The sequence below is a fragment of the Wolbachia endosymbiont (group B) of Lycaena phlaeas genome, from assembly GCF_947251875.1.
GTDB lineage: Bacteria > Pseudomonadota > Alphaproteobacteria > Rickettsiales > Anaplasmataceae > Wolbachia.
Genome location: NZ_OX366392.1, coordinates 745138 through 757668 on the forward strand (window position 1 = coordinate 745138; position 12531 = coordinate 757668).

General features: G+C 32.4%; 9 protein-coding genes and 1 pseudogene. 6 read left to right on the top strand and 4 right to left on the bottom strand.

Going from position 1 to position 12531, the window contains the following annotated elements; genetic code table 11:
• Positions 1 to 269: 269 nt before the first annotated feature.
• Positions 270 to 1430, bottom strand: coding sequence for a multidrug effflux MFS transporter (locus OPR37_RS03340; protein WP_264684792.1), 1161 nt, complete (start codon positions 1428 to 1430; stop codon positions 270 to 272).
• Positions 1431 to 1446: 16 nt separating this feature from the next.
• Here OPR37_RS03340 and OPR37_RS03345 point away from each other — a divergent pair.
• Together OPR37_RS03345 and OPR37_RS03350 are read left to right on the top strand one after the other, a co-directional pair.
• Positions 1447 to 2002, top strand: a pseudogene (locus OPR37_RS03345) (GNAT family N-acetyltransferase).
• A gap of 253 nt (positions 2003 to 2255) precedes the next feature.
• Complete coding sequence (locus OPR37_RS03350) at positions 2256 to 3185, top strand: AEC family transporter (RefSeq protein WP_007302828.1); 930 nt, start codon at positions 2256 to 2258, stop codon at positions 3183 to 3185.
• Positions 3186 to 3549: 364 nt separating this feature from the next.
• On the opposite strand, the gene OPR37_RS03355 is transcribed toward OPR37_RS03350, so the two are convergent.
• Together OPR37_RS03355 and prfA are read right to left on the bottom strand one after the other, a co-directional pair.
• Positions 3550 to 3993 carry a leucine-rich repeat domain-containing protein gene (locus tag OPR37_RS03355; protein WP_012481725.1) on the bottom strand — a complete coding sequence of 148 codons (444 nt, stop codon included), beginning with the start codon at positions 3991 to 3993 and terminating at the stop codon, positions 3550 to 3552.
• Between the two features lie 118 nt (positions 3994 to 4111).
• The gene (gene prfA, locus OPR37_RS03360) at positions 4112 to 5203 is read right to left on the bottom strand and encodes a peptide chain release factor 1 (protein ID WP_007302826.1); all 1092 of its coding nucleotides are present in this window, start codon (positions 5201 to 5203) and stop codon (positions 4112 to 4114) included.
• A gap of 113 nt (positions 5204 to 5316) precedes the next feature.
• On the opposite strand from prfA, the gene yihA reads away from it, so the two are divergent.
• Both yihA and argB read left to right on the top strand, forming a co-directional pair.
• Positions 5317 to 5910: a ribosome biogenesis GTP-binding protein YihA/YsxC gene (gene yihA, locus OPR37_RS03365; RefSeq protein ID WP_007302825.1), complete on the top strand. Its 594-nt coding sequence runs from the start codon at positions 5317 to 5319 to the stop codon at positions 5908 to 5910.
• Positions 5885 to 6823, top strand: a complete 939-nt coding sequence (gene argB / locus OPR37_RS03370) for an acetylglutamate kinase (protein ID WP_007302824.1) — start codon at positions 5885 to 5887, stop codon at positions 6821 to 6823. Before yihA ends, argB begins: the two co-directional genes overlap by 26 nt.
• A 371-nt stretch (positions 6824 to 7194) precedes the next feature.
• Here argB and OPR37_RS03375 read toward each other — a convergent pair whose 3' ends face one another.
• Positions 7195 to 8727 carry a hypothetical protein gene (locus tag OPR37_RS03375; RefSeq protein ID WP_007302823.1) on the bottom strand — a complete coding sequence of 511 codons (1533 nt, stop codon included), beginning with the start codon at positions 8725 to 8727 and terminating at the stop codon, positions 7195 to 7197.
• A gap of 179 nt (positions 8728 to 8906) precedes the next feature.
• On the opposite strand from OPR37_RS03375, the gene OPR37_RS03380 reads away from it, so the two are divergent.
• Positions 8907 to 10184: an adenylosuccinate synthase gene (locus OPR37_RS03380; RefSeq protein WP_007302822.1), complete on the top strand. Its 1278-nt coding sequence runs from the start codon at positions 8907 to 8909 to the stop codon at positions 10182 to 10184.
• Between the two features lie 158 nt (positions 10185 to 10342).
• Positions 10343 to 12433, top strand: coding sequence for a hypothetical protein (locus tag OPR37_RS03385; RefSeq protein ID WP_264684793.1), 2091 nt, complete (start codon positions 10343 to 10345; stop codon positions 12431 to 12433).
• Positions 12434 to 12531: the final 98 nt, after the last annotated feature.

Here is a 12531-nt window from a genome sequence, read left to right on the forward strand (position 1 = left end):
TAAATCGTACTAATGCTATTTGAACAAGCTAGCGTAAAAGTAAGCTAAATTTTTTAAGGTACAAAAATAGCAAGAAACAGTTGTTTGAAAAAAATTGGAATTTGATTGGATTGCTGAAAATTGGCTCTCAAACTTTAGACGCATGAGCAAGATAATACTCTTTAACTAATATAGATTAGGTGATTTGGAAGAGATACATCTAGAGCAGCCAGCAAAGTTACAATACATATTACCGCAATAACTAGAAATGAGAAGGATCTATATGGTGATTATAGATTTTTCCAGACCTTGAAAACAATAAATAGACAGTAAATTAGAACTACTGCAAAAAAAACAAGAATAGCTACACTGGTTGCTTGACCATCGTAAACGTAGCTTGTTAAGCCGATAAAAATAGCCATGATAGAAGCTCTAATAAATGAAATTGCAGAAGAAGTTGTGCCTTTCATTTCAGGGAAAATATTTAATGATGCATTGAAAATGACTGCTTGACAAATTCCACAGCCAATACAAAAAATAACCATAGACAGCGTTACTAAGTAGTAAGCACTGGGCATGATTATACTGAATATTAAAAGTGATAGGGATCCAATAGCAATTACGCCTGTACCGGAAATTACACACCAAATTGCTCCAAGTTTCTTTAAGATCTTACTGGAAAACAGGCTAATTAGTGAGAAAGACCCAACCATTGCACCTTGATGTAGCGCATAAATAGTGCTGGATAAACCAAAAGTTTCCATATACAAAAAAGGGCCACAAGTAATGAATGACATATAAGCCGCAGAAAAAAGGCTCTGTGCCAAAGACAACACCATAAATTTTGAACTTGATAATAATTTTTTATAGTCTTTCATCATTTTTTTTAGACTAAAAATATCACGGTCCTTTTTTGTTTCTGGTAACAGAAAAAGCAGCAAAACCCAAGAGATGAAACAAAGTATTGCAACACTTGCATAGTTACCACGCCACCCAACAATTTTGTTGATGAAACTGCCTAATACTGGTGCAATTGCTATGAGAACTGTGATAATAGAATTCATGATTCCAATAAATTTTACTGCTTCGTTGCCTTTATAGCTGTCTGCAATAATTGCAAACACAACTACAGATGTGCTAACACCAATGCCTTGAATAAAGCGAGAGATTAAAAGCCAAGAAACTGACAGCGCAAAAACACAGCCAACAGCACCGATGAGTAGCAAAGTGTTGCCTATGATCATCATCCTTCTTCTGCCATAGCATTCAGACAATGGACCAAAAAATAACCCTCCTATGCAAACGCCTAAAAAATTATAAGCAATAGTTAATTGAATTGTGCCTTCCGGTACGTTAAAATAGCGTACTATATCAGGAAAACTAGGTACAGAAATATCAATTTCAATGAACTTAGCAATTAGAGATAGAATTAATAAAAACGGTAGTAACACTTAAAATCTTTAATTAATGAATAAAAATATCACATTTAAAGCGTTGAAAGAAGAACATTTTTCACTATTATTAAAATGGGTAGAAATGCCCCATATAAGAAGTGGTGGGATACGGATATAAATTGGACACCAGAGTTAATTGAGAAAAAATATAGCAACTACGTTAAAGGATTCAAACGTTTGAAATTTAAGACACAAATTATTGAAAAACCAATGCACGCATTCATTATTAATTGTGATGGAGTTGATATTGGTTATATTCAATATTACAACAAACATGATTTCCCACCTAAACAGATCTATAACACTTTAGAACTTCCAGAAAGTTGTGCTGCTATAGACTGGTATATCGGAGAGCTGAACTATGTAGGTAAAGGAGTTGGTTCACAAGCTTTGAATATATTTTTAAACAAATTTGTCTTTAAAGTTTATGAGAATGCCTTTGTCGACCCAGGTATAGCAAATGTTTGTGCAATCCGTGTTTACGAAAAAGTTGGCTTTAAAAAATTATGGAAAGTAATAGTGCGATTTTAATGATTAAGGCAAGAATTCCTGAGAACCATTCAAGATGAGTGTTTTTTCAACAATCTACCTAAATTACTAAAAGTGGCTTATAAAAATATACAAGGAGCTTTATACAAACTTAACATAATTTAGTCATAAAAATATCATTATTAAGTCCTATATAAGAACAAATTTTGGCACTCAGTGAATCTTTTTTAACTAACTATGAACTTGATTAATTGGAAAATAAATTTTACTTGCTTTTACAATACCTTAAAATCTAATATCACTTTATCAGCAAAGATATCACAATAGGCTAGTATGTTCTTCACTCTTTTCCTCAAAATATTACCTATTTACATTACAATACTTATTGGTTACTTAGCAGGAAGATATCTTAAAATTGATAGAAATACTATATCTCAAATACTCTTTTATATAGCTAATCCAATAGTGATTTTATACGGAGTATCTCATACAGAAGTTAATTTAAAAGTAATTTCTCTGCCGATTTTGATATGGTTTATAGGTAGTACTATGTCCTTATCAGTGTATTATCTTTCTTCTTTTTTATTTAAGGACAACACGAGAAACATATTAGCGTTTAGCTCGGGCAGCACAAGCATGGGTTATTTTGGTCTACCGATTGCCATGGCTTTATTTGATGAAGATTCAGTGTCTGTGTATGTTGTCTGTTACATAGGAATGGCACTATTTGAAAATAGCTTGGGATTTTATATAGCTGCAAATGGTATCTATACTGCAAAAGAATGCATATTAAAGTTACTCAAACTTCCTTCATTATATGCGATGATTCTAGGCTTCTTTTTAAGTATATATGATATACAAATACCCACTTTTTTGACGGATGTTATGATAAATATCAGAAGTACATTTATCACATTAGGAATGGTGCTGCTTGGAATAAGTATTGCACAAATTACAAATTTTAAAGTAGATTGGAAGCTTGCTTTGACCACTATTGTAGCAAAGTACATATTCTGGCCGTTATTTGTTTTGGGAATTGTCTTACTAGACAAGCATGTTACAGGTATATATGATGAAAGCATCTATAAAGCACTGATGTTACTGGCTATTATTCCAATTTCTGGATCCAGTATAATACTTGCTAATATTTTAAATTACCAACCAGATAAAGCTACTTTATTGCTCCTAATTAGTACTGCAGTGGGACTATTTTATGTTCCACTTATAATATCATTATTTTTTACTAAACTTGTCCCTTTTTAATCAAAAATTTAAGCGCTAGGCCTATTCACAAAACTTGAATTTAGACTAGACTTCTTGGATAATCATAAAAGAAACTAATCCTTTTTTTCCTCTCCTTTCTTATTTTTTTACACAGAATAGGAAGTTATCAATTGATGGAATTTTCGCAATAATGTCAATAGCAGTAAGATTTCCTACACCTTTTAGCAGGTCTATAGTTGAATTTGGATGTTCTATGAGCAGCAACAAATAAATGTAACTTGCCTTTTTCTATATGATGCTATTAACCGAATAGGTATTCGTTTGACATTTCCATATCTTTGTTATCATTAGTAATACTAAAGGGAAAACTAAACTTAATAAGATTTGGAAGCATATTGTTGTTCTATGATTCACGTAATGCTGCTATGCCTTCGTTGCAGACGTTGTCATAAAGTAAATTAAATTCTTTAATATTTGAAAAACTACTACCCCTTAGCGCACTCATTAATATTATTCCACTTTCAACATCAATATCATTAGAAATTAAATCAAGTTTAATAAGATTTGGAAAGTTACCATTCTTTAACAATTTAGTGATTGCTATTGAGCCTTCTGCGCCAATAATGCTAGAAGTTAATTTACACTCAGTAATATTTGGAAGATTAATATTCTCTAATGCTTCATTTAAAACTTCTCCGCACTGAGCATCAATATAACAATTAGATAAAGTCAAGCTTGTAATATTTTGCTTTTTCTGTAAAAAGTTTACTAGCTTTTCCATATATACATATAGATTATTTAACTCTAAGGTGTTACTATTAACATATTGATTAAAGTCAACTTCCATGGTTTCTGTAAGTTATAGAGCTGCTAATTATAGCATAAATTTAAATAATTGTCAACCTTATGAACAACTAACTTTACTTCTTTTTAACCTGATACCTATGCTTTGTTTCAAATTTCCATCAAAAAGTAACATTACCCCCTCCAGTCAACCTTTCTGCTTCATTTCGTGAAATCAATGCCTCAATAAATTCATCTAGTTCACCTTCTTTTATAATCTGTTCTAGTCGATGTGAAGTGAGATTAATTCTATGATCTGTTATTCTTGATTGTGGAAAGTTATAAGTTCTTATACGTTCAGAGCGATCTCCAGAACCAATTTGGCTTTTCCTCATTGTTGACCTTTCCATTTCTTTTTTTTGTCTTTCAATTTCGTATAGCCTTGCTCTCAACACTTTGAGCGCTTTAGCCTTATTTTTGTGCTGCGATTTTTCATCTTGCTGTATTACAACTATCCCTGTTGGCAAGTGGGTGACCCTTACTGCGCTGTCAGTTGTATTCACTGATTGCCCTCCAGGACCACTGGATCTATAAACATCTATGCGTAAATCTTTTTCTTCTATTTCAAAGTCAACCTCTTCTACTTCAGGTAATATTGCAACAGTAGCTGCGGAAGTGTGCAATCTTCCTGAGGATTCAGTTTCTGGCACTCTTTGTACTCTGTGCACCCCTGACTCAAATTTCAGTCTTGCAAAAACTTCTGTTCCATTAATGAGTGCAGAAGCTTCCTTATAGCCACCTATACCTGTATTAGAAATACTTATTGGCTCAAACTTCCAATTTCTTCTTTCTGCATATTTTTGATACATACGAAATAACATCGCTGCAAATAATGCTGCTTCTTCTCCGCCTGTGCCTGCTCTAATTTCTAATATTGCATTTCTTGAGTCATCTTCATCTTTGGGTAATAATGCCAACTTTAGTTTTGCTTTTACTTTCGGTAATACTATCTTTTGCTTCTCAAGAAGTTCTTCTTTTGCTAACTCTTTTATATCACCATCGCTGTTCTCATCTTTCATGATTTCTTCTAAATCTGAAATTTCCTCTTTTAATATATTATATTCATCGATTATCTCGATAATTGGTCTGAGTTCAGAGTATTCCTTTGAAAAACTAACGAATTCTTTTTGACTCAAATTGGTAGGGTTTTCCAGATTTCTCTCTACATCAGAAAACTTTTTTTTTAAGTCTTGTAAATTATTCTCTATATCCATATAGTACAGGTCTAGTTTTCAGCTGTTTAAGTAAGTAATATATACTGAAATAAAAAATTTCTTATATCAAGCAATAACACTATAATTGTCTCGAATATTTCTACCTAAGTATAATGGCAAAACAGATAACATCAATCTGCAGCTTCATATTTGGAGCTTCAGACAAAAAATCATTACCAGATGAGTCGGCTCCAGAGATTGCATTTGCTGGTAGATCAAACGTAGGAAAATCAAGTTTAATCAACTTGCTGATAAACAGCAAAAAAGCTGCAAGAGTTTCTTCTAAACCTGGATGCACTAGACAAATAAATTTTTACTCTATGTACAATGATAAGTTTAGGATTGTCGACCTACCGGGTTATGGCTATTCTTGTGCAAGCAAGGAAGAAGCAGTACAATACTTAAACCTAATTGAGTACTATCTAATTCACAGGAGAAATCTAAAAAGAGTGTTTGTGCTTATAGATAGCAAGGTAGGATTAAAAGAAATAGACAAAGACTTTGTTTATTGGTTAATATGTAATAATATTAACTTTAATATTGTGCTAACAAAAATAGATAAAGTGAATCAGGAAAGTCTAAATGCTATTCTAGAAAATACTCAAAAGTGGGTTAATAATGAACATGTATCAATTCATCAAATAAGCATTCGTGTTAAGCATAAAATCACCAAGGTAAGAGATGAGTTTTTCAAATTTACAAGATAAAAAAATGAAAAGTGATGAATCTTTAAATGGTAAGATGCCATTGAAGGAAAAAACAGAAATATTATTTGAAGTTCTGTCTAACATACCTAAATTTGTAGGCGAAACTTTTATCATCAAATGCAGCAGTGTAATAATCTCAGATGAAACGCTGCTTAGTGCTTTTGCGCATAATGTTGTTCTGTTGAAACAGCTTGGTATAAATCCGGTAGTAGTTCATGACGGAGAATATGAAATTAACTTAGTGTTAAAAATGCTAGATATGAATGATAAGTTTATAAATGGTGTCAGACTTACAGACAAAAGCACTATGAAAATCATTGAAATGGCACTGTGTGGTTCAATTAATAAAAAAATTGTTCAGCATATAAATTCTGCTGGTGGTTCAGCTATTGGACTATGTGGAAAAGATGGCAACCTCATAAAAGCTGAAAAGATAAGCACTACGCTTAGGGAAAATAGATTAAATAATATTGAAAAAATACTAGACATGGGATTTATCGGTAGACCAACTGAAATCAATCCTGATATATTATTCTTTATTGAAGAATCAGATTCTATACCAGTTATTGCACCTATCGGTTATGGAAAAAATGGAGAAACATATCATATTGATACTGATAGCACTGCAAGTGCAATTGCACTTGCAGTTTACGCATCTAAAATGATAATCTTGAGTGATACAGATGAAGAAATAAACAAAGTTGGCAATGGAAGAGTCTTGATTAAAAATTTAAAAGAATCGATTGATTGTGGAAAAATTAAAGGAGAAAAATTTGTTGAAAGGCTTATGTCATATACTAAAATGGTAGAAGAATGTGCAGGGGTTGTTCACATAGTTGACGGTAGAGTACCTAACATTATACTTGATTTATTTACTGAGAATAATTCAGGTATATCAATAATGGATGATTAATAGCTGTACTGCTTATAACCATATGAACATTGAAAATTTGGGAATAGCTTATGTCAAATTCCTATTCTCTTTTCCAGTTTTTTAGGTTTTTTTTTCTTGCAAGCATAATAGTTTCGTATACATAATGAAACCAAATGGTATTTTTAGCTTGATAACAGAGGAAAATAAAGAGGGCTTGGGTGTAACACTCAAATAATGATTTACCTTATGGATACCGCTAGAAAAGTTGACTAAGGTATACAATTCTCTCTGCATCAAGTTACTCAAGATATCGAATCTACAAACGCTTTCGATTGAGTGTGTTTGATCAATTTGAGTGCTTTAAATGAAAGGCGAAAATTGAGCATACTACGCCTCTGTACACAGTATCTTTAATGCAAATGCCCATGTGATTCCATAGATAATCTCTGTTTTTTTATTTTATCTGTCCATTTATCATTTTCTATATCTTGTTTGTTGGTTGCTCTTTTTTCTTGCTCAACAATTGCCTTATCTATCTTCTGATGAATTGCATCAATTGCATTAATTGCATTTTTTTCTTTGTATACTTCGCTTTTTCCTTCAACAATTAAATTGGTAAAAATATTTACAACAAACTGCACTTGATTATGATTAACCTGACCTTTTATCGAAGAAGGTAAAGAGTTTAATTCCATCAATACTTCTGATGCTGTTTTATCTTGAGTGGAAAGCCCTAAATTATCTGCTACTTCACTTATTAATAACTCTCTGTTTTCTTTATTATCTTCTAATTTAGTATAATCACGCAGTAGATCCATAACTGCAGATACTCTGACTTCAATAATATCATCAACGTCTTCACCTCCTAGAGCAACTCCTGATTCCAATAACTTCTCTCTGAGGTTTTTGCTTAAAAGATTAATAAATTCTTCATTTGCATCTGATCCTATGGTTGATATCGTACCATCTAAATAGTTATTTACTTTGATTTGAGTACCTAAGTCATGCTCTATTTGTATTTTTGTCTCATATTTAAATCCTAGTTCTGCACAGAATTTCTGAAAATATTCTTTAATAATGTCAAACAAGCTCTTGCCATTATCTTTATAGTTTTTTAGCTCTTCAGGAATAGTAAGTGATAACTTACCTTCTTTATATATTATACCATTTTTGCTATCTTGAGATTCAAGTGTGAATTCTAATGAGCTGGATAGGTCACATATTTTCTCTTTCGGATTGTTAAGCGTGGTTATAGGCATTGCCATATCAGACTTCACTTTTATGTGGTTGTGATCAGTGCAGTAAATGTTTAGCGCTTTTTTAGGACTATGTGGAATCAAGCTACAACTACTGAGTGCTGCATGAGATTCATTAAATATACCAGCTTCATACCCTGCTTGATTACAATTGGTGACTAGCTCTTCTAAAATAGCATTACTTGGAACTTCTGCCCCAGCGTACCTGAACATTTCCTTGAAAATTTCCTTTGCTAATGCACGGTAATCTTTTTTGGAGAATAGATGATAAGAGCTTCTCCCTGCGTTATAAAATCTCTCAAATTCCTTTCTATATTCATCAATTTTTTTTTCATCAGCAACTGTAGGGCTATTACAATGATTTTCCCAAACTTCAGATAGTCTATCTTGATCAAGCTCCTTAAGTACTGGTTCCATAAAAGCTTTACCTTCTTCAGAGAGGTTATCAAAATTATCACGGTTAAAAATCTCATTTTTATAATCTTTAGCTCCTTCCTTAAATGCAATAATAAAATTTTTATCTATTTCTTTTTCATTAATAATAAAATTCATTCTTTGAAAATCTAAGAACATTGTTTCACCGGAATTCGCTAATTTATTATCTTGATCTGCTCTTAATTTACTAAAATTGAATTCTTTAGCTGTGGCCTTTAATCTAACTACCGGACTCTTCTTTGCCTCTTTCATAATTAACACCTTACTATAAATATGCTGTAAGTTGTACCATATAATGATGAATAATTTTATAATATATAAAAAAGTCGATAGTCTATTTCTTTATTTTAGGGATATAGGAAAGGCGTAGATTTCTCTTTTCATTTGTAGCATGCTGCATTAATATTTACGTATTAATCTAGAAAATAGTGATGAATAATATTGTAATTGTTGGTCTGCAATGGGGTGACGAAGGCAAGGGTAAAATAGTAGATTATCTTTCTGAGAATGCAGATGTAGTTGTGAGATTTCAGGGAGGAAATAATGCAGGGCACACTATAGTAATAGATGATGAGGTTTATAAATTAAATTTACTGCCCTCTGCTGTTTTGAGAGCGGACAAAATATCTATTATAGGAAACGGTGTTGCTCTTGATTCACATGCTCTAGTCTCAGAAATAGAGTCATTGAAAGTTAAAGGAGTAGACGTAAACTATAACAACTTGATGGTATCCGAGAGCTGTCCATTAATACTTAGCGTACATAAGGACAAGGAAAAGCTATTTGAAGATTTAAACGGAAATCACAAAATTGGTACAACAAACAAAGGGATAGGGCCATGTTATGAAGATAAAGTTGGCAGGAGAGCTATACGCCTTTGTGACTTAGAAAACACAGATGAGCTCAATCAAAGAGTGGATGCTCTCCTGAGTTACCATAATGCTATCAGAAAAGGACTTAACTACCAGGTAGTTAAAAAAGAAGAAATATTAAAGGAAATTCAAGAGATTTCAGAAAAAATTCTTTTATATAAAAAACCTGTGTGGAAGATACTAAATGATTTTATGAAAGAAGGTAAGAAAATAATATTTGAAGGCGCTCAAGGCGCATTTTTAGATATCGACCACGGAACTTACCCTTTTGTTACTTCAAGTAATACCGTAGCATCGCAAGCGATAACAGGCTCAGGATTATCCTACAATGCTCAAATTATTGGTGTAGCAAAAGCGTATACAACAAGAGTGGGTAATGGTCCATTTCCTACTGAACAAAATAACGAGATTGGAGACAGCTTATTTTCTATAGGTAAGGAACTTGGAACAGTAAGCAATAGAAGAAGGCGCTGCGGATGGTTTGACGCAGTTTTAGTGCGCCAGGCCGTACAACTCTCTGGAGTTTCAAGCATTGTATTAACCAAATTAGATATTCTTGATTCTTTTGATACTATTAAAATAGGCACTGGTTATAAGTATGGCGGAAAAATGTATGATTATTTACCCGCATCACATTCAATACAAAAAGAATTAGAGCCAATATATGAAGAATTTCCTGGTTGGAAAGAGAAAACTCAAGGCAAAAGGTCAGTTAAGGAATTACCTGCAAATTTGATGAAATATGTGAGAAAAATAGAAGAATTAATAGGTGTACCAATTCATCTAATTTCAACTAGTCCCAATAGAGAGGATGTTATTAAGCTTAAAAATCTATGAAAACGTCTTGTTAACTTTTATCTAATAAAAAACGATACTTGTGTGACTTCAAGCAATCTATTATGCAAAGTAGCAGCGTAAACGTACAGTGAGCAGTGTGATTTTTCTTAAATACATGTTGATTGTTATAATATAAACATAGTTAAAGGAGGCGTATTATGATTGCAGGTTTGACTAAGGGAGACAAAGCAGTAAGAGCGGAAAAAACAAGTGATCAGCCGAGAGAATTGTCAGTTGCAGAATATGTAGTTAAGTCAATACATGACTTGCAAAAATTGCATAATAGATTATGTTCATCACAGGGCAACAATTGTGTTAATGATAGAGAGAAGTTTGTCCAAGATAGTGATGGGCTTGGTATATTTCAATTTCTCAAAAGCTATATTAATGATGCAGAAAAAAATGAGCCTTTCATTAAGAACCTTACTATAATGAAATTTCTTCGCTCAATTATAGAAGATAGGGAACTGTATAAAAAGTTATGCAGTTTCGATGATTTTCTCGATTGTGAGTTAGAAAATTTGAGAGATAAGATAAGCTTATTAGCGCTTTTGAGAGAAAAGATGGACTTTACTGATATACAAAAAGCTTATGGTAATTGGCGTTTTAGTAATCTAATAGGTGATAATGATTTTAAGCGAATGTATGTGGATGAAGCAGTAAAAGAAAGAGAAAAGCCTGTTAATGAGGACTTTGAGAAAAATATAGGTAAATACATAGAGTTAGTAAAGGAAGGAAAAGAAGTTGCAAGTAGGTATTTTGGAAAATGGAAAGAGGACTTTCAAGTTTACTGTGAAGAAATTGACAATAATAATAAAGTTTTGAATATTAACCTTACTCATTACGACAATAGTGAGCCAACAAAGATTAGTGACGTTTTACAGCAAGAGAAAGATATTAAAGAACTGAATATCTATTGCAATAAAAAACATGAAATACACGCTCATAAAAAAGATAAGAAAAGATATTATGAATTTAAAGAAGGTGCATATTATGAAATGACAAGCACTTGGGCTGCAAAAGATGGATCAGGAATGTGTACCATGATTATGAATGTGAGTAGAGATGGCATAACTGAAATACTAAAATTTAATGGTGAAGATTTTGTTTCATCGAAGGAGATTCTAGAATTAATAAAGCAAAACGATGAATTATATATTCAAGGTCTCTCCTTATACGATGCTGTAATGGAATCACTAGAAGAGAATAGGGCTACTCCTATTAATTTTTACAATGAATCTATGGTGGCTTATCAAGGTAAGGAACCAGAGGGGAAGTTAGATCATAAAGTTGATGCTGATAATAGCCTTCCTTCTTCTCCTTCTATTAATAGCAATGCATTGGAAGTCAATTTACAGCACACTGAAACTCAACCAGAAGTTGCTTCACAACAAATAACTGATTTACAAAACAGTTTTGGAAAAGAAGAGCGAAAAAACACAGAATTGCAAACTGAACTGGCACAAAAAAATGAAAAGTTAGCAAGTGTGTTAGCAGAGTTACAAGAGAAAGCACAAGAACTTAAAAATGTATGTGAAGCAAAAGGAAAGCTAGAGGGTAAGCTAAAAGATGTTAATACAGAAAAGAAGGAGTTAGAAGACAAATTAAAAGAAGCAGCACACATAATGAAGGAAAAGGAGCAGTATATAAGCAATTTAAAACTTCAAGTGCAAGAGTTGAAAGATGAGCATAAAGCACAACTGGAATCTTATGAACAAGGGATACACAAACTAGCATGGGAAGTTGAAGAGTTAAGAAGCAAACTAGAGTGTGAGAATGAATGGGATGATAAAGTTGTAGAAATAGCTGATGGACTGGGAGAAAAAATTCATGCTGATGAACAAAGAAGCCTAAATAATCAATTTTATACTCCAACAAGAAATATTTTTAATGAGACTAATAATGAGTCTTGTGTTCCACTGGAAGAAAAGATGACGTTACTCGGATCTTCAAGCTCTGATGGCGGATATGGTAGTGATAATGGTTTATCTTCTAACATGAGTTCTATTGAACAAAGAAGCTTCAATCATCAATTTTATACTCTAGCAGGAAACGTTTTTAGTGAGCCTGATAGTGCCTCACAAAAGAAGACAGAGTTATCCAGATCTTCAAGTTTTGATAGTGGACTTGATAGCGATGAGGAAAGTTGTGATAATGATTTATCTTCTAACATAAGTTCTATAAGTTCTGTTGAGAAGGTGGCAGAGAGTAGAAAAGTAGGTAACTTGCTTTCCTCTCGTATTATATAGAGATAAGTTGCAAGAGGAATACTCACAAAAATCTCTTGTATTGATAATAATTTAAAATCTATAGTAGACTGAAAAAGATTATTAAATTATAATACGAC

What these genes read in the sequence shown, in the direction of transcription:
- OPR37_RS03350 (WP_007302828.1), top strand. Translation starts at nt 2,256, where the DNA reads ATGTTCTTCACTCTTTTCCTCAAAATATTACCTATTTACATTACAATA.
- OPR37_RS03355 (WP_012481725.1), bottom strand. Translation starts at nt 3,993, where the DNA reads ATGGAAGTTGACTTTAATCAATATGTTAATAGTAACACCTTAGAGTTA.
- prfA (WP_007302826.1), bottom strand. Translation starts at nt 5,203, where the DNA reads ATGGATATAGAGAATAATTTACAAGACTTAAAAAAAAAGTTTTCTGAT.
- yihA (WP_007302825.1), top strand. Translation starts at nt 5,317, where the DNA reads ATGGCAAAACAGATAACATCAATCTGCAGCTTCATATTTGGAGCTTCA.
- argB (WP_007302824.1), top strand. Translation starts at nt 5,885, where the DNA reads ATGAGTTTTTCAAATTTACAAGATAAAAAAATGAAAAGTGATGAATCT.
- OPR37_RS03375 (WP_007302823.1), bottom strand. Translation starts at nt 8,727, where the DNA reads ATGAAAGAGGCAAAGAAGAGTCCGGTAGTTAGATTAAAGGCCACAGCT.
- OPR37_RS03380 (WP_007302822.1), top strand. Translation starts at nt 8,907, where the DNA reads ATGAATAATATTGTAATTGTTGGTCTGCAATGGGGTGACGAAGGCAAG.
- OPR37_RS03385 (WP_264684793.1), top strand. Translation starts at nt 10,343, where the DNA reads ATGATTGCAGGTTTGACTAAGGGAGACAAAGCAGTAAGAGCGGAAAAA.